Raw genomic sequence first — 20,342 nt, forward strand, 5'->3', positions numbered from 1 at the left:
GGGCGACGCGCACCAAGCGCGTTGCGCGCAGCATGCGCGAGCTGGGAGCGCTGGCGCTGTTGGCGTGCGGGCTCGTGGGCGCGGGGCGCGCGGGGGCGCAGGCGCAACGCGCGGGCGCAACGGGTGCGGACGCTCGCGGCATTGCGCGCGGGGTGGCGGTCTCGCCCGATACGGTGACTGTCGGCGACCCGTTCCGGGTCATCGTGCGCATTCGTGCGCCGCGCGGCTCCACGCTCGAGTTCCCGCACGCGCCGGATTCGGGGACCGGCGTCGAGGCGCTCGATCCGGTGGCCGTCGTTCCGTCCGCCGATACGAGCGTGACGGAGCAGACGGCGACGTATCGGTTGGCGGCGTGGGATGTGGGGATGCGCCCCATTCGCCTTGCCGACGTCGTGGTGCGTGACTCGTTGGGCGAGCGGCGCGTGGCGGTGGGGGGCGACGTCTCGGTCTTCGTATCATCGGTGCTCCCCGCGGACACGGCGCAGCGCGTGCCCAGGCCGGCGCGTGCGCTGTACGAGTTCGCCCCGCCGTGGTGGTGGTGGGCGATCGTCGCGCTCGTGGCGTTAGGCGTCCTATGGCTCGTCTGGCGGCTGTGGCGTCGCCGGCGACGTGCGGCGCCCGTGGCGGTGACCACGCCGCTGCAGGACGCCGAGGCGGCGTTTGCGCGCGTGGAGGCCATGGCGCTGCTGGCCAGCGGGGAGCGGTCGCTGCACGTGGCGCTCATGGCGGACGTGATGCGGAGCTACCTCGAGCGCGTCCTGCCGGCGGCGACGCCGTCGCTCACCTCGAGCGAAGTGCTGGTGGCGCTGCGCAGCGACGCGCGCCTCCCGATGAGCCGCCTGTCGCGATTGCTGCAGGATGTCGACCTCGTGAAGTTCGCGGCCTACGCCGTCGATGCGGCGCGGGCCGACGTGATTGGGCGCGAGGCACGATCGATGGTGGTGGCGGTGGATGCGGCGCTGGCGCCGCGCGCAAGCGCGAACGCGGGGACGACGACCCGGGAGGCGGCATGAGCGGCGCGAACGCGATCACGACCGACTGGCCGTGGATGCTTCCCGCCGCCGTCCTCCTCGCGGTGACGGTGGTCCTGCTCGCCGTGGTTGCCGTCAGGCGCAAGCGCTCGCGCCTGTTGCGCCTGGCCGACGCGTCGTTGCTGGGTCGCCTCGTGCCGGCGGGGGCGGTGAGTCCCGCGCCGTGGCGCGCCGTGCGGCTGGGGGGCGCGGCACTGCTGGCTGGGCTCGCGCTGGCCGGCCCGCGCTGGGGGAATGAACCGGCGGTGGTGACTGGGGAGGGGATCGACGTGGTGCTGGCGCTCGATGCGTCGCTCTCGATGCTGGCGACCGACGACCGCCCCAACCGCCTGGAGCGCATGAAGCAGGAGGTGCGGCGTTATCGGGACCTGGCGCGCGCGGATCGCGTCGCGATGCTCGCCTTCGCCGGCCGCAGCTACATCCTGACCCCGCTCACCGTCGACGACGGCGCCATCGAGCTTTTTCTCGACAATCTCGACCCGAGCATCGTGGGGCAGGCGGGGAGTTCGCTGGCGCGGACCATCACGCAGGGGACCGACCTCCTGATGACCTCCAAGGGGGGAGGTGATCGCGCGCTGGTCATCATGAGCGACGGGGAGGCGTTCGAACCGGTGGAGGAGATCCGCGACGCGGCGGCGCGCGCGGCGCAGAACGGGATCTCGCTCGTCACGGTGGGCTTCGGAACGACCGCAGGTGCGACGATCCCGGTGCAGGAGAACGGGAGCGTGTCACCCAAGCGCGACGAGAACGGGCAGATCGTCGTGTCGCACTACACACCGGCAACCTTGCAGGCCATCGCGCAGGCGGCGAACGGGACGTTCATCGACGCGTCGGTCACCGACAAGGCGACGCGCGTGCGTGCGGCGCTGCAACGCCTGCGCGCCACGTCGCGCACGGTGTCGGCGGGGGCGTCGCGCACGCCTCGCTTCCAGTGGTTTGTCGCGCCAGCGCTTCTCCTCCTCCTCCTCGACACCTGGCGCAGCGAGCGCGTTCGGGGGCGCCGTCGTCGTGCGCCGGACGGAGGCCGCACCGAGACCGCGGTCGCACCGGCCGGCGCCGGCGCCGCGCGTGGCGCGGGAAAGGTCGCGGCAATGGGTATTGCGCTGGCCGTCGCGGCCCAGGGTTGCAGCTGGAGCGGGAGCGTGCCGCGCGAGGCGGCGCGCGACTACGCCGCGGGGCGCTACGCTCGGTCGGCGGGGCTCTATCGCGCCGCGATCCATGCCGGTGACGCGCGCGCGCAACTGTTCTACAACCTGGGAACGGCGCTCGTGGCCGCGGACTCGCTGGAGTCGGCAACCGAGCCGCTGGAGCGGGCCAGCAAGGTCGAGGACGCCGAGCTGCGGTTCCGCGCCTGGTTCAACCTGGGGCTGGGTTACCTGCGGCGTGGGCTGGCCGGGGCCCCAACTGCCGACAGCACCCGCGCCGCCCTCACCCGCACGCTCGAGCAGTACAAGCGCGCGCTCATCCAGCGCCCCACCGACAAGGACGCGAAATGGAACTACGAGCTCGCGCTGCGCCAGCAGGAGCAGAACGGCGGCGGAGGTGGCGGGGGTGGTGATGCGCAGGCCAACAACCAGCAGGACCGGAGCAATCCCGACACACCGCAAGCGCAGCAGCCCAGCGGTGGCCTCGGTGAACAGCAGGCGGAGCAACTGCTCAACGCCGCGGCGCGCGACGAGCGCGGGGTGCAGGGGCGCAAGCAGCGCCAGAGCCGGCCGCAGCCGCCGCCGGGCGGGAAGGACTGGTGATGGGCGCGGCCGTGAGTGCCCCGGGGCGTCGCGCCGCGTTGCGTCTGACGGCGATCTGTGCCGTGCTGTGCGTCTTCGGCGTCGCTGGCGCCAACGCGCAGCAGCGCCAGCGCGCGCGCCGCGCCGCGCCGCCGCGCCCACTCGCATCGAACGCAGTACAACAGACTCCCGCCCAGGCGTCCAACCAGGCCCCCGCGCAAGCACCCGCTCCCGCCGGCGGCACGGACGCGCGACCGGCCATCGTGACGCAGGGGCGTGTCGACCCTCGGCAGGACGTGAACTTCAGCGCCGTCGCCGTTCCGGCCAAGGTGTATGTCGGGCAGCAGGTCACGTACCAGATTGGCGTCTTCCTCTCCGAGGACGTGTCGCAGCGCCTGCGGCGCAACCCGGAGTTTGTCCCGCCCGACGTGCGATCGATGCTGGCCTACGACCTTCCGTCGCCGGCCGCGCCGCTGTCGCGCGAGGAAGGGGGGCGCCACTTCGACGTGCACGTTTTCCAGCGTGCACTCTTCCCGCTCACGCCCGGGCGGCACACCCTCGCGCCGGCACGCCTCACCTACTCGCTCCCGCTCTCCAACACGTTCTTCAGCCGCGAGGAGACGCACTCGGCGCGCACGTCGGCGCTCACCATCGAGGCGAGGGAGCCACCCACCGACGGGCGCCCGCGCGACTTCTCCGGCGCGGTGGGACGCCTCTCGGTCAGCGCACGCGTCGACACGCCTACCTCGCGCGTGGGCGACCCGGTCACCCTCACCGTGAGTGTGCGCGGGGCGGGGAACGTCTCCCTCTTTCCGCGACCGGCGGTCTCGCTCCCCTGGGGCGACGCCGTCAATGGCGGGGAGCGGGTGGCGATCGACTCCGGCGTCACGCTCATCCAGGGCCGCAAGGACTTCGATTGGGTCGTCACGCCGCGTCGCGAGGGGCGGCTCGAGATCCCGGCGCTCCGCTACCCGTACTGGAACCCATACACCGAGCGGTACGAGGTCGCCGTCACCACCCCGCTCGACCTCAGCGTTGGCGGCGGGACGCTTGCCGCGCGGCCGCCAACCGTGGCAGACACCGCGCCGCGACTCCCGTTGCGCCTGGCGTATCGCGGCGCGGTTGCTCCGCCGCTGTCGCAATCGCCGGTGCTGTGGGCCGTGCTCGCCCTGGTCCCCATGCCGGCCCTGGTGCTGGGCCTGCGCCAGCGCCCTCGCCGCGCCCGCGCCGTGTTGCCAAACTCTCCGTTGCAGCGACTCGCGGCCGGTTCCACGACGCCGGCGCCGTCCGACGTCCGTCGCGCCTTTGCCGCCGCCGTGGCGGCACGCACGGCGATCGGGGCAACGGCAATGACCGACAGCCGCACCTTCGTGCGCGCACTGCGGCGCGCCGGCGTCACCACTGAAACGGCGCAACGCACGCAACTCGTCTTGGGCGAACTGGATCGCGCCACCTACGGCGGCGAGTCTGCGCACGACGGCCTCCTGCTCCAGCGCGCACTCGACACCTACGCGGCCGTTGACGCCGAGGCGATCCCGATCGGCGGCGCATCGCTGGCCCGGTTTCACTCGACGGGACGGCGCATCTCCTCGGCGACGGTGCTGCTGGCGGGGATGTGGATGTCCACGGTCGCGGTTGCGGCTGCCGACGATGCGCTCGACGCCGCGCGCTTCCAGCGCGGCGTGGCGTTCTATGATCACGGCGACTACGTGGCGTCGATGCACGAGTTCCGCGACATCGTCACGCGCGTTCCCCGCGCAGCCGATGCCTGGGCCAACCTCGGGACCGCTGCGTGGTACGCCGAGGATACGGCGACCGCGGCCATCGGGTGGCAGCGTGCGCTGCGACTGGAGCCACTGGCGCTCGACGTGAGAACGCGTCTCGAGGCGACCCCAGGATTCGAATCGGGGTTGCTGGGTGACGTCCCGCCAATCCCGGTCGATGCCGCGGCCGCCCTGGGGGCACTGCTCTGGATAGCGGGGTGGGGAGGGCTCGCCTTCTCGGGGCGCGGCGCGGGGCGCGAGTGGCGAGGGCAGGCCTACACGGCGATCGGCATCGGGGCGCTGGTGGGCGTGCTCACCGTGGCGCTCGCGGAGTCGCTCGCCGGGCGGCATCGCGTCGTGGTGACGCAGTCGTCGCGTCTGCGCGCGGCCCCCGCCCTCGGCGCCGAGGAGGCGTCGGAGGTGATGACGGGGGAGAGCGCCACCGAGACGACGGCGCAAGGCGTCTGGACTCGCGTGCGATTCGCCGACGGCCGAAGCGGCTGGCTCGAGACGAGCCGCCTTGGCTCGCTGGACGTCAACCGCGCGCCGTAGCCCTCAGGTGTCGCGAGGTAACGCACGGTAACGCGCGAGGCGCACATCCCCTCGGCGTGGCAGTTCACGACGCCGTGCCCGCGGCGCATCTTTCGCGCATCGGCGCACCTGCGCATCGCTCACGTTGCGCGCATCCATCTGAACGATTGCCGCTCGCCCGTCATCGCCGGGTGAACTCGCTCCTCTCGCCTCGACGCCCCGTGCCTCGCATCGCCATCCTCGCCAGCGCCGTTGCCGACCAGATCGCCGCGGGCGAGGTGGTCGAGCGCCCCGCCTCGGCGGTCAAGGAGCTTGTGGAGAACGCGATCGATGCGCGCGCCGAGAGTGTCGAGGTCGACGTCGAGGACGGAGGGCGCGTCCTGATTCGCGTGAGCGACGACGGAATCGGGATGGACGCGGCCGATGCGACGTTGGCGCTGGCGCGACACGCGACGTCGAAGATCCGCGAGGCGCACGACCTCGTGGGCGTCGCCTCGTACGGCTTTCGCGGCGAGGCGCTGCCGGCCATTTGTTCCGTCTCGCGACTCACGCTCCTCACGGCGACGCACGATGGGGAGGGGACGTCGGTGCGTGCGGCGGGAGGGGTGGTGGAAGGGGTGGCGCCGGCGGCGCGCCGTCGCGGGACGACGATCGAGGTGCGCGACCTGTTCTACAATCTTCCCGCCAGGCGCAAGTTCCTGCGCAGCGCCCGCTCGGAGTGGCGCGCGATTGCCGACACCATCGTCACGCTGGCGCTCACCAAGCCGTCGCTGCGCCTGCGGGTGAGCACGGACGGGCGCGAGGCGCTCTCGTTGCCCCCGGCGGCGTCGTTGCGCGCGCGCGTGGCGTCGGTGTGGGGGCATGAGTACGCCGCACGATTCGTCGAGGTGGATGGCGTGCACGGCGCCGTGCACGTGACGGGGCTGGTGGAGCGCCCCGGTGACGCGGGAACGTCGTCGCGCCGTGCAATCGTGATCATCAACGCTCGCGCGGTGCGCGACATCGGGATCGCGCGTGGTGTGGAGGCGGCCTATCGATCGACGCTCCCGTCGGGGGTGCGCCCCTCGTTCATCCTCTCGATCACGCTCCCCGTCGACGTCGTCGACGTCAACGTGCATCCGGCCAAGGCCGAGGTACGTTTCCACGACCGATGGGGGACCGAACGCGCCGTGGAGCACATCGTGCAGCGGGCGCTGGGGACGCCGGATGCGGCGGCGTGGGTGGGGGCGCGCACCTGGAGTCCGGGGAGCGGGCTGTCGCCGGCCAGCGGCGGCGCCCTCGACGCGCTCCCCGTGCCGCCGCGCCCCGCCCCGCTCGACGGACTCTTTGCCCCGGGGAGCGAGGAGGGCGGGGATGCCGCGTTGCCCGGCGTTGTGCCTGGCGACTCGACAGATGCAATGGGAGTCGCGTCCGGCGTGGGCGCCGCGGGCGCCATGTCGGCGGCGCCCATCAACGTCCCGCCGCTGATGCAGCTGCGCCGCACCTACCTCCTGTACGAGCACGACGAGGGCGTGGTCCTGATCGACCAGCACTCGGCGCACGAGCGCGTGCTCTACGAACGCTTCCTGGGTGCGCTGCAGCGAGGCGAGGCGCCGTCGCAACGCCTCCTCTTCCCGGTCACCCTGCACCTCGCCCCCGACGACGCCGAGGCATACGAGGCAAGCGCCGATCTCCTGTCGCGTCTCGGCTATGAGATCGAGGCATTCGGCGGCCACACACTCATCGTGCACGCCGTGCCCACGCCGCACGCGCGCTTTGACGCCATCCAGTGCCTGCGCGACACGCTCGCGGCGCTCAGCGGCGCGCGCGAGGCCAGCCGCCACGCGCGCCACGAGCAGCTGGCGGCAACCGTCGCCTGCAAGGCGGCGGTCAAGGCGGGCGACGTGCTCGCGGCCGAGGAGATGCGCGCGCTCTTCCTCGCGCTGGCGCGCGCCACGCTCCCCGCGCACGACGTGCACGGGCGCTCGACGATCGTCCGGCTGTCGTGGGACGAACTGGAACGTCGCTTTGGCCGTCGTTAGGCTCGCCGTGGTCTGCGGCCCCACGGCCGCGGGGAAGTCGTCGCTGGCGCTCGCCCTCGCCGAGTCGTGCGGGCTCGGGATCGTGAGCGCCGACTCGCGCCAGGTGTACCGGGGCTTCGACATCGGCACCGCGAAGCCGAATGCCGCCGAACGTGCGCGCATCCCGCACGCCGGCATCGACGTGGCCGATCCCACGGAACGATACAGCGCCGCGCGATGGATGCAGGAGTTCGAGACCTGGCGCGAGGGGATCGAAGGCACTGGGCGCGCGGCGCTCGTCGTGGGCGGAACGGGACTCTACCTGCGCACGCTTACCGAACCGCTCTTCGAGGAGCCACCGCTCGATGACGAGGCGCGGCGCGCCCTCGATGACGAGTTGCAGCTGCTGGCGCTCGAGGAGCTGCGCGCGCGCTGCCAGTCGCTCGACCCCGCACGCGCGCACCTTGGGCGGACGCAGCTCCTGCGTGCCATCGAGGTGGCCACGCTCACGGGGCGACCGATCTCGGCGTGGCATCGGGAGCGCGCACGCGACGCGCGGTACGATGCGCGATACCTCCTGGTGGACCCCGGAGTGCCGGCCCTGCACGCGCGCATCGTCCAGCGCGTCGACGCCATGCTCGACGACGGATGGGTGGACGAGGTGCGGCGGTTGATGCCGCAGGTGCCGGCCGATGCCCCGGCGTGGAACGCAACTGGCTACGACGCGATACGTCAGGTGGTGGATGGAACGCTGTCGCTGGGCATGGCGCGCGACCGGGTGATCGTTGCCACGCGGCAGTACGCCAAACGACAGCGCACCTGGTTCCGGCACCAACTGCCGGCGGCCCACGTTGTACGGCTGGATCCGTCCGATCCGGCGGCCAAGGAACGCGCGCTGGCGTGGTATCGCGACGCGACGCGCTAATCAATCGGAGGAGATGCGGCGGTGAAGATCGGCATTACCTGCTATCCGACATACGGCGGCTCCGGTGCTGTGGCGACGGAGCTGGGCATCGCGCTCGCCTCGCGCGGGCACGAGGTCCACTTCATCACGTACCAGCAGCCGTTCCGTCTCCCGTCGTTCCTTCCCGGCGTCTTCTTCCACGAGGTCGATGTCGGCAAGTACCCGCTCTTCGAGTACCCGCCGTACGACCTCGCGCTCGCCGTGCGCATGCACGAGGTGGTCCTGTCGCACCAGCTCGACCTGTTGCACGTGCATTACGCGGTGCCGCACGCCACCAGCGCGTGGATCGCGAAGGAGATGCTGCGCGAGAATGGCCACGACATCCAGGTCATCACCACGCTGCACGGCACCGACATCACGATCGTCGGGCAGGATCGCTCGTTCCACGCGATCACGAAGTTCTCGATCGAGAAGTCCGACCGGATCACCGCCGTCTCCAACTTCCTCAAGGACGAGACGTTCTACGCCTTCGGGTGCGCCGGCTGCGACGTGGAAGTCATCCACAACTTCATCGACCCCGCGCTGTACAACCGCCAGGTGCACGGCGCGGTACTGCGCCAGCAGATGGGGCAGGGGGACCGCAAGATCCTCATGCACGTCTCAAACTTCCGGGCGGTGAAGCGCGTGCGCGACGTGATCCGCATCTTTGCCAAGGTGCACGCGGAGCTGCCGAGCACCCTCGTCATGGTCGGCGACGGCCCCGATCGCGACGATGCCGAGGAGGAGGCGCGCACACTCGGCGTCGACCGTGACGTGCACTTCCTGGGGAAGATCGAACAGGTCGCTCCGCTCCTCGCCAGCGCCGATCTCTTCCTCCTGCCGTCCAATCGGGAATCGTTCGGCCTCAGCGCGCTCGAGGCGCTGGCGTCTGGCGTCCCCGTCATCGGGTGCGACGTCGGCGGCCTTCCCGAGGTGGTGCGCGAAGGGGAGACGGGGGCGCTGCGCCCTCCCGCCGACGTGGACGGGATGGCCAGCGCGGCGCTGGAGATCCTCGGCGACCCGGTGCGCTGGTCGCAGATGAGTCGACTGGCCGCTGCCGACGCGCGAGAGCGCTTCTCGCAGGACGCCGTGGTGGCGCAGTACGAGGCGTTGTACCTCTCCACCCTCGCTCGGCGATAGATTGCCGCCCGTTCCGATGCGCCAGTGGCTTGGCGATGGCCGGCTGGCTCCGGCTGGCGCCGGCCGTCGGCTGCAGCCTCGTTTCCCTCGTGATTCGACCAGCGCGTGACCGTCTTCCAAGCGATCGTCCTTGGCGTCCTGCAAGGGTTGGCCGAGTTCCTTCCCATCAGCTCCTCGGCGCACCTCGCGCTGGCGCCCTGGGCATTCGGATGGAAGGACCCGGGGTTGGCGTTCGACGTCGCGTTGCACCTGGGGACGCTCGTGACTGTGCTGTGGTACTTCCGGAAGGAGTGGGGGGCGCTGACGCTCTCCGCCTTCTCGATCCTGCGACAGCGCGCCGTCCGCACGCCTGACGAGTGGCGGCTGGTCTATCTCATCATCGGGACGGTGCCGGCGGCGATTGCCGGGCTCCTGCTCGAGGACATTGCCGAGACGACGTTTCGGGCACCGGCGCTGATGGCGACGACGCTGATGATCATGGGGGTGATCCTGTGGACCTCGGATCGTTTGTCGTCGCAGCAGCGGGCGCTGGACGAGATGACGTGGCGTGATGCCCTCCTCATCGGCCTGGCCCAGGCGTGTGCGCTCGTCCCGGGCTTCTCGCGTTCGGGGTCGACCATCACCGGTGCCCGCCTCCTCAAGTTCGATCGCACCAGCGCAGCGGTCTTCTCCTTCTTGCTCAGCATGCCCGTCACCGCGGCCGCGGCGCTGCTCAAGGTGCCCGACGCTTTGCGCGAGGGAGTCTCGGCGCCCCTCGTCGTCGGCGTCGTGTCGGCGGCGGTGAGTTCATGGTTCGCCATCTCGATCCTGCTCAAGTACGTCTCGCGCCACTCCTTCGGCGTCTTCGCCATCTATCGCCTCGCGTTAGGCGTGGCGATCCTGGCGCTGATCGCGCAGCGCGGCTAGCGCATGCTCGAGCGACCCATCGATCGAGGCCACGGCGTACCGCATCGTCCGGCGTTCGACGCGTGGCGCTGGCACCCGAGCGAGGCGTGCGCCGCCCTGGCCCGCCGCCTGAACCTCCCGCGCGTGGCGTGGCTCGCCGAGGCGACGTCGACGATGGACGTCGCCGAGCAGCTGGCGAGGGAAGGGGCGGCGGGAGGGACGCTCGTCCTTGCCGACGCGCAGACGGCCGGCCGGGGGCGCGGCGGTCGCGCCTGGGCCTCGCCACCGGCAACGGGGTTGTGGATGACGCTCATCGAGCGCCCGCTGGTTGCCACCGGGCTCGATGTGCTCTCGCTGCGCGTGGGGCTGCGCGCCGCCAGCGCTCTCGATCGCTTCGCCGACGCCCCCATCGCCCTCAAGTGGCCCAACGACCTCCTCCTCCCGGCGGGGAAGTTGGGGGGGATTCTCGTCGAGGCGCGCTGGCGCGAGCACCGCCCCGAGTGGGTCGCCATGGGGATCGGCATCAACCTGCTGAAGCCTCCCGTGGCGGGGAGCGCGGCACTCGGCGTCTTGCCAGGGGTGCCGTCGGCTGCAACACCTGGCGCCGCGTCAGGCGATGCGGCGTCAGGCGAAGCGGCGTCCGGCGAGGGCGCGTCAGGCGACGCCTCGGGAAATGCGGCGCGCTACGCGACGCTGCGCGACGCCGTGCTCGGCGAGTTGGTGCCGGCGGTGCGCGCCGCGGCGGCGGCCGACGGGCCGCTGACGGACGAGGAAATGGAGGCGTTCGCGCGGCGCGACTGGGCGCGCGGCCGCCGGGTAACGTCGCCACATGCGGGAACGGTCGCCGGCCTCTCGGCGACCGGCGCGGTACTCATCGAGACCTCAGGCGGGATTGTCGCCTGCCGATCGGGGTCGCTCGTCCTCGAGGGAGGGAGCGCATGATCCTCGTTTTCGATGTCGGCAACACCGAGACCACCGTCGGCCTCTTTGCCGGCGACGCGCTGCGCGCCCATTGGCGCATCACCACCGACGCCACGCGCACACCGGACGAGATTGCCCTCACGCTGCAGGGCCTCCTCGCGTCGCGCAGCATCGCCGCCCGCGAGATCGTGGGGGCCGCCATTGGCTCCGTCGTCCCCGCGATGACCGATCCCCTGGGCGAGGCGTGTGTCCTCCTTTGCGGAGTGGTCCCCGTTACCGTCGACGCGCGCTCGAAGCTTCCCATCGTGCTCGACGTCCTCGAGCCGCTCACCGTGGGGGCCGACCGGATCATCAACACGCTGGCCGCGTCGCGGCTGTACCAGTCGGATACCATCGTCGTCGATCTCGGCACCGCCACGACGTACGACTGCATCACCGCCGACGGCGTCTTCCTGGGCGGAGTGATTGCACCTGGCGTGCGGACGTCGGCGGAGACGTTGTTCCGCCGCACATCCAAGCTCCCCGCGACCGAGCTGGTCGCGCCGTCGCGCGTGATCGGGCGGCGTACCGAGGAGTGCATTCGGTCGGGCGTGGTGCTCGGAGCGGCCGACGCGGTCGATGGTTTGGTGCGCCGCATCAAGGGCGAATGGCCCACGCCGCGCGTGCCCATCGTGATTGCGACCGGTGGCCTGGCCCCGATGATCGCGCCGCTCTGCCAGACCGTCGATCGCGTGGAGCCGACGCTCACGCTGGTCGGGCTGCGCCTCGCCTACGAGCTCCTTCGAGCCGGCGCCGCCTGACGCGAGCTGGCGCCCAATAGCGCGCGGAGTACTGCGTGCATTGCACCTCTCGGCGCGTGACGAGCGGCGCGCGTAACTTGCTGACTGGCAGTCGGTTGCGTGCTTGGCGGTGGCGCAGGTTGCGAGGTGAGGCGCGCTCGGTGGGGAGGCGTCCCAAATCCCCTTGACCACCCTTGCGGGCGCTCCTAAGTTCACCTCCCGTTAGCACTCACGGACCGTGAGTGCCACGACGCAGAGAATCGCCAGTTTCTCTCAACCAGACCCAGAGAAGGAGGGTTGTTCGCTATGAGCACGAAGAGCGCGACCAAGGTCGCTCCGCTCGCCGATCGTGTGGTCGTGAAGCCGCTCGAGGAGGCCGAGACGATGCGCGGGGGGCTGTACATCCCCGACACCGCCAAGGAGAAGCCGCAGCAGGGTGAGATCGTGGCCGTTGGCCCCGGCCGCTACGAGGATGGCAAGCGCGTGCCGCTCGACGTCCAGGTGGGCAACCGGGTGCTGTACGGCAAGTACAGCGGGACCGAGGTGACGGTCGATGGCGACTCGCTCCTCATCCTTCGCGAGTCCGACATCCTCGCGATCATCAACAGCTAAGACGGACGGGAGACGGGGGATGGGGGACGGGAGTTCGGCGGCGCACGGCGCCTGACCGACTCGCCATCTCCGGGTCCAGCCGCTCCCTGCCTAACGTCAACTTCACTCTCGTCACTCACAAGCCATGGCTGCGAAGGAACTCTATTTCAGCGTAGACGCGCGCGCGGCGCTCAAGCGCGGCGTCGACAAGCTCGCTGATGCGGTGAAGGTCACCCTCGGCCCCAAGGGCCGGAATGTCGTCATCGACAAGAAGTTTGGCGCTCCGACCGTCACCAAGGACGGCGTGACCGTCGCCAAGGAAGTCGAGCTCTCCGATCCGCTCGAGAACATGGGCGCCCAGATGGTGAAGGAAGTCGCCACCAAGACGTCCGACGTCGCGGGTGACGGCACCACCACCGCCACCGTGCTCGCCCAGGCCGTGTACCGCGAAGGGCTCAAGAACGTGACCGCCGGCTCCAACCCGATGGCGCTCAAGCGCGGCATCGAGAAGGCCGTCTCGCACATCGTCGAGGAGCTCAAGAAGATCTCGGTCCCGACGGCCGGCAAGAAGGAAATCGCGCAGGTTGCCGCCATCTCGGCCAACAACGACAAGGAGATCGGTGATCTCATCGCCGATGCAATGGAGAAGGTGGGCAAGGACGGCGTGATCACCGTCGAGGAAGCGCGCGGCATCGAGACCACGCTGGAGACGGTCGACGGCATGCAGTTCGACCGCGGCTACATCTCGCCCTACTTCGTCACCGATCCGGACAAGATGGAGTCGGCGCTCGACGACGCCCTGATCCTCATCCACGACAAGAAGATCTCGTCGATGAAGGACCTCCTCCCGGTGCTCGAGAAGGTGGCCCAGATGGGGCGCCCGCTGCTCATCATCGCCGAGGACGTCGAGGGTGAGGCGCTGGCCACGCTCGTGGTCAACAAGCTTCGCGGGACGCTCAAGGTCTCGGCCGTCAAGGCGCCGGGCTTCGGCGATCGACGCAAGGCGATGCTCGAGGACATCGCGAAGCTCACCGGTGGCCAGGTCGTGAGCGAGGAAGTCGGCTTCAAGCTGGAGAACGCCGTCGTCTCCGATCTCGGCCGCGCCAAGCGCGTCGTGATCGACAAGGACAACACGACGATCATCGATGGCGCCGGCGACGCCGACGCGATCCAGGGGCGCGTGAAGGAGATCCGCGCCGCGATCGAGAAGAGCACCTCGGACTACGATCGTGAGAAGCTGCAGGAGCGCCTCGCCAAGCTTCATGGCGGCGTGGCCGTCATCAGCGTTGGCGCCGCGACGGAAGCCGAGATGAAGGAGAAGAAGGCTCGCGTCGAGGACGCGCTGCATGCGACCCGTGCAGCGGTCGAGGAAGGGATCGTCCCCGGCGGCGGTGTGGCGCTCATCCGCGCGCAGCGCGCGCTCAAGGGGCTCAAGCTCGACGAGCACGACGAGCAGATCGGCGTCGACATCATCCGTCGCGCCATCGAGGAGCCGATCCGCATGATCGTCGCCAACGCCGGTGGCGAAGGCTCGATCGTCGTGGAGAAGGTCCGTGGTTCGAAGGATGACGCCTTCGGCTACAACGCCCTCACCGACACGTACGAGAACCTCGTGACGGCGGGCGTGATCGACCCGACCAAGGTGACGCGCTCGGCGCTCCAGAACGCCGCGTCGATCGCCGGCCTCCTCCTCACGACGGAAGCGCTCGTCGTCGAGAAGAAGGAAGACAAGCCCGCCGCGCCCGCTGGTGGCCCTGGCGGAATGGGTGGGATGTACTAAGGGCGGACGGGAGACGGGGGAAAGCTTGCCCCAGCGAAGGCTGGGGGGGGACGGGAGTGCCGGCGCGCTCACGCGCGCCGGCGAGTGCCTGGGACCGCGATCCCCTAGCTGTCATCGCACTCCAAACGACAAAGGGCGCCGCATCGCGGCGCCCTTTGTCACTCCCGTCTCCCGTCACCCGTCCCTAGAACCCCACGCTCTTCCGGTCCGACTCCAGCAGCGTGCGCGCGGTCTCGGGGCTGTCGACGCTCAGGACGAGCTTCCGCAGCAGGCCGTCCTTGATGTCGTAGACCAGGCCGTGGAGCAGGGGGCGACGGCCGCGCTTCCATGCGCCTTGCACGATCGGCGTGCGCGAGAGCTGGTGCACCTGACGGAGCACATTCAACTCCGTGAGGCGGTCGGCGCGGCGGTCGTCGTCGGGGAGCGCGTCGAGTTCGTCCTTGTGGCGCCTGACGAGCTCGCGGACCCCCGCCAGCCAGTGATCGACCAGGCCGAACGAGGCGTCGCTCATGGCCGCCTTCACGCCCCCGCACCCCAGGTGGCCGCAGACGATCACGTGCTTCACGTCGAGCACGTCAACCGCGTACTGCAGCACCGAGAGGAGGTTCAGGTCGGCCGGCATTGCCTGGTTGGCAATGTTGCGGTGCACGAACATCTCGCCCGGCGCCACACCGGTGAGCATCTCGATGGGGACGCGCGAGTCGGCGCAGCCGATGAAGAGAAAGTGCGGTTCCTGCTTTTCCGCGCGGCGACGGAAGAAGTCGGGGTCGCTCGCCGTGATCTCTTCGACGAAGCGCTTGTTGTTCTCGAACAGGCGTTGGAGGTTGTTCACGAGGCGTTAGGCAGGAGCGAGGGAAGTGGGCAGCGGACGTCGGTACCTGATCAGTGCCCGGGCATGATGGATTGTTCCGGCAGTCCCACGAGGCGGAGCTCGATGCGGCGCAGCCGCGCCGTTTCGCCGTACTCGTAGATCAGCTCGAGGACGTCATGGTCGATCCGCTTGCAGTTGCGCCCATCGATCTCGATGCGACTCCCCGGCGGCATCGCCTCCAGCGTCGTGGCGAGCGAGGCCTTGTTGAGGAAGTTCACGTTGTCGTTGAGCCGCAGTCGCGTCAGCACACTCCCCTTGGGACTCACCACGCTGAAGCATGGCGCCTTGAGGTGCTCGATGAGGACGAAGGTGAGGCCTACCGCCAGCCCGACACCAATCCCCACCAGCAGGTCGGTGAGCAGGATGGCGACGACGGTGATCACGAACGGAATGAACTGGAACAACCCCTGCGACCACGCGTGTCGCAGCAGGCGAGGGTGCGCGAGCTTGAAGCCGGTATAGAGCAGGATCGCGGCGAGCGGCGCCACGGGAACGAGGTTCAGCACCGCGGGAATCGTCAGGGCCGCGGTCAGGAGGAGCCCGCCATGAAGGATCGCCGACCACTTGGTGCGCGCCCCCGCGTCCACGTTCGCCGCGCTCCGGACGATCACCCCCGTTACCGGGAGCCCGCCCACGAGCCCCGACAGCGAGTTGCCGATTCCCTGGGCGACCAGTTCCCGGTTGGTCGACGGTTCGCGCCGATACGGATCGATGCGGTTGGTGGCGCTCAGCGACAGGAGCGACTCGAGGCTCGCCACCACGCCGATGGTCACGGCAATGCGCCACACGTCCGGGTTGGCGATCGCCGCCCAGTCCGGGACGACGAAGAGCGCCGACAGCTCCTCGAAGGAACGGGCGACCGGGAGCGACACGAGGTGCCCTTCCGTCAGTTGCAACGACGGGGCGACGGTCGCGAACAGCGAGTTCAGCACCGTGGCCAGCACCACCACCGCCAGCGGACCGGGAAGGAGCTTGAGCTTCTTGAGGCGCGTCTTGTCCCACACGATCAGCAGGACGAGCGCCAGAGTGCTGAGCAGCAGCGCCCCCGGATGAATGCGCTCCAGCGCGGTGCCGAGCGACGAAAACGTCGTCTCGGCGTTCGACTGCCGGAACGCTTCATCGCCCTGGAAGTTGGCGTCGTACCCCAGCGCGTGCGGGATCTGCTTGAGGATGAGGATGATGCCGATGGACGCCAGCATCCCCTTGATGACCGCCATCGGCACCACGTACCCAATCACCCCTGCGCCCACGAGGCCCAGCACCACCTGCAGCACCCCGGCCAGCACCACCGAGACGAGAAAGGCGCGGAAGGAGCCCAGCGTGGCGATGGCACTCAGCACGATGGCGGTGAGCCCGGCGGCGGGGCCGCTCACCATCAGTTGCGACTGCGAGATGAAGCCCACCACCAGCCCGCCGATGATCCCCGAGATGATCCCCGAGAAGAGCGGAGCCCCCGATGCCAGCGCGATACCGAGGCAGAGAGGGACGGCGATCAGGAAGACCACGACTGACGCCGGGACGTCGGCGCGCCACGTCTCCGAGAAGCGGAAGCTCTCGGTCTCACCCCCGTCGTCGTCCGGGCCCGGAGTCCGATCCCCGAAGATGGAGAGCACCGAAACGGGCATCATCTGCAGCGGACGCGCCGGCTCGCCCTCGTGGGATGACGATGGCGCTCGATTGGATTGGGCCTGAGGCTCGGCGGGTTCTGTGGTCGTGGCCATGGCGTCGGCGTCAGCGTTTTGGGGGGCGGTGGATCGACAATCACGATCGATCCAATCGGCGTTAGCAAATTCTTAATGCCTTGGTAGCCCCTTTCTCAAGTCCCTGCGCGATCTCGGATTTCACCAGCGCCTGAGGTTCCCCCCCGACCAAGGGGGGCCGAGGCGACCCCGCCAATCAGAAGAGCGAGAGCTGTTCGACGCGGCGCGCACGCTCCACGCGGAAGGCGGTGATCGCGTTCTGCGTGGCGACGGTGAGGGAGCCTCGGAACGGCGTGGCGCGCAGCGCGAGGTCGACGGCGCCGCGCGCCGCCTCGGGGGTGTTGTTGTTCTCCGACAGGTGCGCCAGCACGAGGTGACGCATGCTGCGGTGCGCGATCTGGCGGGCGAGGTCGGCGGCGGCGCGGTTGCTCAGGTGTCCATGCGAGCCGGCGATGCGGTCCTGCACCACCTTGGGGTACGGGCCGGCGCGCAGCATCTCCTCGTCGTGGTTCGACTCGAGGATGAGTGCGTCCAGCTCTCGCATGGCGTGCTCGATTCCCGCGGGGACGTGCCCCAGGTCGTAGGCGATCCCGACCCGCGTTCCCGAGGCGGGGGCGTCGACGACGAGGGCGATGGGTTCACTCGCGTCGTGCGGGGTGCGGACGCAGCGAACGGTCATCGTGTCCAGGACCAGCGCGTCGCGCGGGTCTATGGCGTGCGGGCGCAGCGCAGGGAGCCCCGCCGTTCCCGCGATGGTCCCTGGCGTCGCGTAGATCTTCCACCCCCAGCGACGCGCGGCGGTGCAGACTCCGCTCACGTGGTCGGTGTGTTCGTGGGTGAGGACCACCGCGGCGATCGATTCGGGGGCGATCTCGGCGGTCGCCATGCGCGTGGCCAGCGTCTTGGCGTTGAAGCCGGCGTCCACGAGGACGCGCGCGCCATCGGCTTCCAGCACCACGGCATTGCCGCGGCTCCCGCTCCCCAGGATCGTGACCTGCATGCGCGTTGCGCTCGGCGATCGTCGATGCGTGGCGCGTCAGGCGCTCACCGACCAGCGCGCCGCAAAGACGCGCTGCAGGTGACGCCGGCCACCATCGCCTAACGTCACGCCGCGGCGCGCCATCGCGCGCTCGGCCACCACGGCGAACCGATCGCCCTCGTACAGCGCCGTTCCCTCGCCCCACAGGAACGGCGGAACGACCTTCGGCGTCATTCCCGATCCCACGACGTTGGCTCCTGTCCCCACCACGCTTCCCGTCGTGAGGCGGGTGGCGATCGCGGTCTTGGCATGGTCGCCGAACATCGTCCCCAGGAACTGCAGTCCGGTCGATCGGACGCCGTCGGGAGTCCATAGCTGCACGGCGCCGTATGTGTTCTTCATGTTGCTGGTGATGGTCCCGGCGCCAAGGTTGACCCAGCGTCCCAGCACCGAGTGCCCCACGAAACCGTCGTGTCCCTTGTTGGAGTGGCCGATGAAGATCGTGGTGCTCACCTCGCCGTGTACGCGACACTGCTCGCCGATGGCGCAGATCCCGATCTTCCCGCCCAGCAACTGCGCGCCGGCGGCGACGTAGCACGGGCCGATCAGGCGCGTGAGGGCGGCCACGCTCGCGCCGCGCGAGACGAGAACAGGCCCCGCACTCGCGTCGATCACCACCATGGGTTCGATCGTCGCCCCGTGCTCGATGTAGACGGGGTGCGAACCGACGATCGCGTGTGGGCGTTCCGCCGCCTGAGTCACGGCGCCGCCGAGGATTGGCACGTCCTCGGCCAACATCTCGGCGAGGTACCGGATCAGGTCCCACGGCGCGTCGAGCCAGCGGGCCCGGACGCTCATGCGCCCCCAGCCGTCGCCTCCGATGTCCTCCAGGTCGAGCATCCCGTTGGCAAATCGCTCTACGTCGACGGCGTGGGCGAGGCGCACCGCGGCCACGCGCCCATCGCACTCCAACAGGTCGGGCGCGCCTAACGCGTCGAGCGCGGGGACGCAGCGCGCGTTCACCACCATCGCGCCGGCCGGCAGCATCCCCGCCGTGATGGCGCGCGGCGCATCGAACTCCTCGAAGTCGGCGAGGTGGGGGGCGCCAATGAAGCCGCCGCACGAGAGGCCGAGGGCACGCGCCCATCTCTCGCGCACCAGCAGCGCTCCTGCGCGCAACTCGCCCGCGGGGCGCGACAGGGCAAACGGCTCGAAGCCGCGCGCCGTGGCGTCGTCGTAGAGGTAGAACTGCGTCACGTCCGGTCGCGGACGGCTGTCGGGAGTTGGTCGAGCAGCGTCTTGAGGTCGGCTGCGCGTTCCGTCGTCGTGATGAGCGTGAGGCCATCGCGCACGACCACGACGAGGTCGCGCACGCCGTACAGCACCACATCGCCCGCCTCCGCGTGCACCACGTTGTGGTGCGCGTCGACGACATTCACAGGACCGTTGGAGGCGTTCCCCTGCGCGTCCAGACGCCGTACGCGCGCCAGCGCCGCCCAGGTCCCCACGTCGTCCCACCCAAACGATCCGGGGATCACCACGACCTTGTCGGTGCGCTCGAGGACACCGACGTCCACCGAGATCGACTGCACGTTGGAGAAGAAGCGCACGATGTCGCCGTGCGCCTGCTCCAGCGCCGGCGCAACCTCCGGCGTGTGCGCACGCACCTCGCGCAGGAAGTCACCCACGCGCCAGACGAAGATCCCCGAGTTCCACAGGTACCCATCGCGCACCATTGACTCGGCGCGATCGCGCGATGGCTTCTCCACGAACTGCGCCACGCGCCGGGCCCCGGTTTCGTCACCAGGCAGTGCCTCGCCCTGACGGATGTAGCCAAAGCCCGGATCCGGACGCGAGGGGACCACCCCCACCGTGACCAGCGCTTCCTGTGACTCGGCGACCGTGGCGGCGCGTTCGAGTGCGTCGCGAAAACCCTGCGCGTCGGCAATGGCCCAGTCGGCGTGAACCGAGAGCATCACCGCGTTGTCGCCGTCGCGCGCGGCGATGAGTGCCGCCGCCCAGGCGAGCGCGGCCGCCGTTCCCGCCGGCTTGGGTTCGGCGATGAGGTTGGCGCGAGGAATCTCCGGGACGAGCGCGTGAATGGGCTCGACCAGCGACGCGTTCGTGAGGATCAGGATGCGATCGGCGCTCGCCAGCGGGAGGAGGCGATCGACCGTGTTGCGCAGCAGGGGCTGGGCATCGATGAGCGGCAGCAGCTGCTTGGGGCGCGTCGGCGTGCTGAGCGGCCAGAAGCGCGAACCGACGCCGCCGGCAAGGATCACGACCCAGCGCTTCATCCCTCACCCTCGCTGGTTGGCGACACCGAGACTCCCGCCAACTCGGCGGTGCGCAGGTAGAGCTTCTTTGGGCTGAACGGTTTCGTCATGAACTCCGTGGCGCCGAGGGCGATGGCGCGCTGGTGTTGCGCCTCCTGCCCGGCGGCAGTGAGGACGATGCAGGGTGTGTCGCGCCAGCGCTCGCTCGCGCGCATGTGCGAGAGGACGTCGAACCCCGACAGGTGTGGCATCATGACGTCGAGGAGGACGAGGGCGATGTCGTCTGTTCGTTCGAGAACCTCGATGGCTTCGCGCCCGTCGAAGGCCAGCGTGACCCGGAACGGGCCCTGCTCGAGCTTCATCTTGATGATGCGGCCGATATGTGGTTCGTCATCGGCCACGAGCACGTGCCGGCGCTGGCCCAC

At 70.0% G+C, this 20,342-nt stretch carries 17 protein-coding genes; 11 read left to right on the top strand and 6 right to left on the bottom strand.

Going from position 1 to position 20,342, the window contains the following annotated elements:
• Nucleotides 1–32 precede the first annotated feature (32 nt).
• The 11 genes from IT359_06535 (at nucleotide 33) to groL (ending at nucleotide 14,091) form a co-directional block, all read left to right on the top strand.
• The gene (locus IT359_06535; protein MCC6928634.1) at nucleotides 33–1,013 is read left to right on the top strand and encodes a hypothetical protein; all 981 of its coding nucleotides are present in this window, start codon (nucleotides 33–35) and stop codon (nucleotides 1,011–1,013) included.
• Nucleotides 1,010–2,779 (top strand): VWA domain-containing protein, encoded by a 1,770-nt coding sequence (locus tag IT359_06540; protein MCC6928635.1) that lies wholly within the window; start codon nucleotides 1,010–1,012, stop codon nucleotides 2,777–2,779. Before IT359_06535 ends, IT359_06540 begins: the two co-directional genes overlap by 4 nt.
• Entirely contained in the window at nucleotides 2,779–5,073 is a 2,295-nt protein-coding gene (locus tag IT359_06545; protein MCC6928636.1) for a BatD family protein, read from the top strand. The genes IT359_06540 and IT359_06545 overlap by 1 nt, the downstream gene beginning before the upstream one ends.
• A 200-nt stretch (nucleotides 5,074–5,273) precedes the next feature.
• Nucleotides 5,274–7,073: a DNA mismatch repair endonuclease MutL gene (gene mutL / locus IT359_06550; protein MCC6928637.1), complete on the top strand. Its 1,800-nt coding sequence runs from the start codon at nucleotides 5,274–5,276 to the stop codon at nucleotides 7,071–7,073.
• A complete protein-coding gene (gene miaA, locus IT359_06555) occupies nucleotides 7,060–7,977 on the top strand; it encodes a tRNA (adenosine(37)-N6)-dimethylallyltransferase MiaA (protein ID MCC6928638.1) in 918 nt (305 codons plus the stop codon). Before mutL ends, miaA begins: the two co-directional genes overlap by 14 nt.
• A 21-nt stretch (nucleotides 7,978–7,998) precedes the next feature.
• On the top strand, nucleotides 7,999–9,135 hold the full coding sequence (gene bshA / locus IT359_06560; GenBank protein ID MCC6928639.1) for an N-acetyl-alpha-D-glucosaminyl L-malate synthase BshA: 1,137 nt from the start codon (nucleotides 7,999–8,001) through the stop codon (nucleotides 9,133–9,135).
• A gap of 105 nt (nucleotides 9,136–9,240) precedes the next feature.
• Nucleotides 9,241–10,041, top strand: coding sequence for an undecaprenyl-diphosphatase UppP (gene uppP / locus IT359_06565; protein ID MCC6928640.1), 801 nt, complete (start codon nucleotides 9,241–9,243; stop codon nucleotides 10,039–10,041).
• A gap of 3 nt (nucleotides 10,042–10,044) precedes the next feature.
• Nucleotides 10,045–10,962, top strand: a complete 918-nt coding sequence (locus tag IT359_06570; protein ID MCC6928641.1) for a biotin--[acetyl-CoA-carboxylase] ligase — start codon at nucleotides 10,045–10,047, stop codon at nucleotides 10,960–10,962.
• Entirely contained in the window at nucleotides 10,959–11,741 is a 783-nt protein-coding gene (locus IT359_06575) for a type III pantothenate kinase (GenBank protein MCC6928642.1), read from the top strand. Before IT359_06570 ends, IT359_06575 begins: the two co-directional genes overlap by 4 nt.
• A 285-nt stretch (nucleotides 11,742–12,026) precedes the next feature.
• Complete coding sequence (locus tag IT359_06580; protein MCC6928643.1) at nucleotides 12,027–12,332, top strand: co-chaperone GroES; 306 nt, start codon at nucleotides 12,027–12,029, stop codon at nucleotides 12,330–12,332.
• 124 nt (nucleotides 12,333–12,456) lie between these two features.
• Nucleotides 12,457–14,091 carry a chaperonin GroEL gene (groL, locus tag IT359_06585; protein MCC6928644.1) on the top strand — a complete coding sequence of 545 codons (1,635 nt, stop codon included), beginning with the start codon at nucleotides 12,457–12,459 and terminating at the stop codon, nucleotides 14,089–14,091.
• A 184-nt stretch (nucleotides 14,092–14,275) separates the two neighbouring features.
• On the opposite strand, the gene IT359_06590 is transcribed toward groL, so the two are convergent.
• From IT359_06590 to IT359_06615, 6 genes are all read right to left on the bottom strand, one after another.
• Complete coding sequence (locus IT359_06590) at nucleotides 14,276–14,923, bottom strand: carbonic anhydrase (GenBank protein ID MCC6928645.1); 648 nt, start codon at nucleotides 14,921–14,923, stop codon at nucleotides 14,276–14,278.
• 50 nt (nucleotides 14,924–14,973) lie between these two features.
• Nucleotides 14,974–16,590, bottom strand: coding sequence for a SulP family inorganic anion transporter (locus tag IT359_06595; GenBank protein ID MCC6928646.1), 1,617 nt, complete (start codon nucleotides 16,588–16,590; stop codon nucleotides 14,974–14,976).
• A gap of 268 nt (nucleotides 16,591–16,858) precedes the next feature.
• Entirely contained in the window at nucleotides 16,859–17,662 is an 804-nt protein-coding gene (locus IT359_06600) for an MBL fold metallo-hydrolase (GenBank protein MCC6928647.1), read from the bottom strand.
• A 36-nt stretch (nucleotides 17,663–17,698) separates the two neighbouring features.
• Nucleotides 17,699–18,898, bottom strand: coding sequence for a hypothetical protein (locus tag IT359_06605; protein ID MCC6928648.1), 1,200 nt, complete (start codon nucleotides 18,896–18,898; stop codon nucleotides 17,699–17,701).
• Nucleotides 18,895–19,938: a mannose-1-phosphate guanylyltransferase gene (locus IT359_06610; GenBank protein MCC6928649.1), complete on the bottom strand. Its 1,044-nt coding sequence runs from the start codon at nucleotides 19,936–19,938 to the stop codon at nucleotides 18,895–18,897. The genes IT359_06605 and IT359_06610 overlap by 4 nt, the downstream gene beginning before the upstream one ends.
• Nucleotides 19,935–20,342 carry a response regulator gene (locus IT359_06615; protein ID MCC6928650.1) on the bottom strand — a complete coding sequence of 136 codons (408 nt, stop codon included), beginning with the start codon at nucleotides 20,340–20,342 and terminating at the stop codon, nucleotides 19,935–19,937. Before IT359_06615 ends, IT359_06610 begins: the two co-directional genes overlap by 4 nt.

It is taken from the genome of Gemmatimonadaceae bacterium (assembly GCA_020852815.1).
Lineage (GTDB): Bacteria > Gemmatimonadota > Gemmatimonadetes > Gemmatimonadales > Gemmatimonadaceae > SCN-70-22.

What these genes read in the sequence shown, in the direction of transcription:
- IT359_06535 (MCC6928634.1), top strand. Translation starts at nt 33, where the DNA reads ATGCGCGAGCTGGGAGCGCTGGCGCTGTTGGCGTGCGGGCTCGTGGGC.
- IT359_06540 (MCC6928635.1), top strand. Translation starts at nt 1,010, where the DNA reads ATGAGCGGCGCGAACGCGATCACGACCGACTGGCCGTGGATGCTTCCC.
- IT359_06545 (MCC6928636.1), top strand. Translation starts at nt 2,779, where the DNA reads ATGGGCGCGGCCGTGAGTGCCCCGGGGCGTCGCGCCGCGTTGCGTCTG.
- IT359_06570 (MCC6928641.1), top strand. Translation starts at nt 10,045, where the DNA reads ATGCTCGAGCGACCCATCGATCGAGGCCACGGCGTACCGCATCGTCCG.
- IT359_06575 (MCC6928642.1), top strand. Translation starts at nt 10,959, where the DNA reads ATGATCCTCGTTTTCGATGTCGGCAACACCGAGACCACCGTCGGCCTC.
- IT359_06580 (MCC6928643.1), top strand. Translation starts at nt 12,027, where the DNA reads ATGAGCACGAAGAGCGCGACCAAGGTCGCTCCGCTCGCCGATCGTGTG.
- groL (MCC6928644.1), top strand. Translation starts at nt 12,457, where the DNA reads ATGGCTGCGAAGGAACTCTATTTCAGCGTAGACGCGCGCGCGGCGCTC.
- IT359_06595 (MCC6928646.1), bottom strand. Translation starts at nt 16,590, where the DNA reads ATGATGCCCGTTTCGGTGCTCTCCATCTTCGGGGATCGGACTCCGGGC.
- IT359_06600 (MCC6928647.1), bottom strand. Translation starts at nt 17,662, where the DNA reads ATGCAGGTCACGATCCTGGGGAGCGGGAGCCGCGGCAATGCCGTGGTG.
- IT359_06610 (MCC6928649.1), bottom strand. Translation starts at nt 19,938, where the DNA reads ATGAAGCGCTGGGTCGTGATCCTTGCCGGCGGCGTCGGTTCGCGCTTC.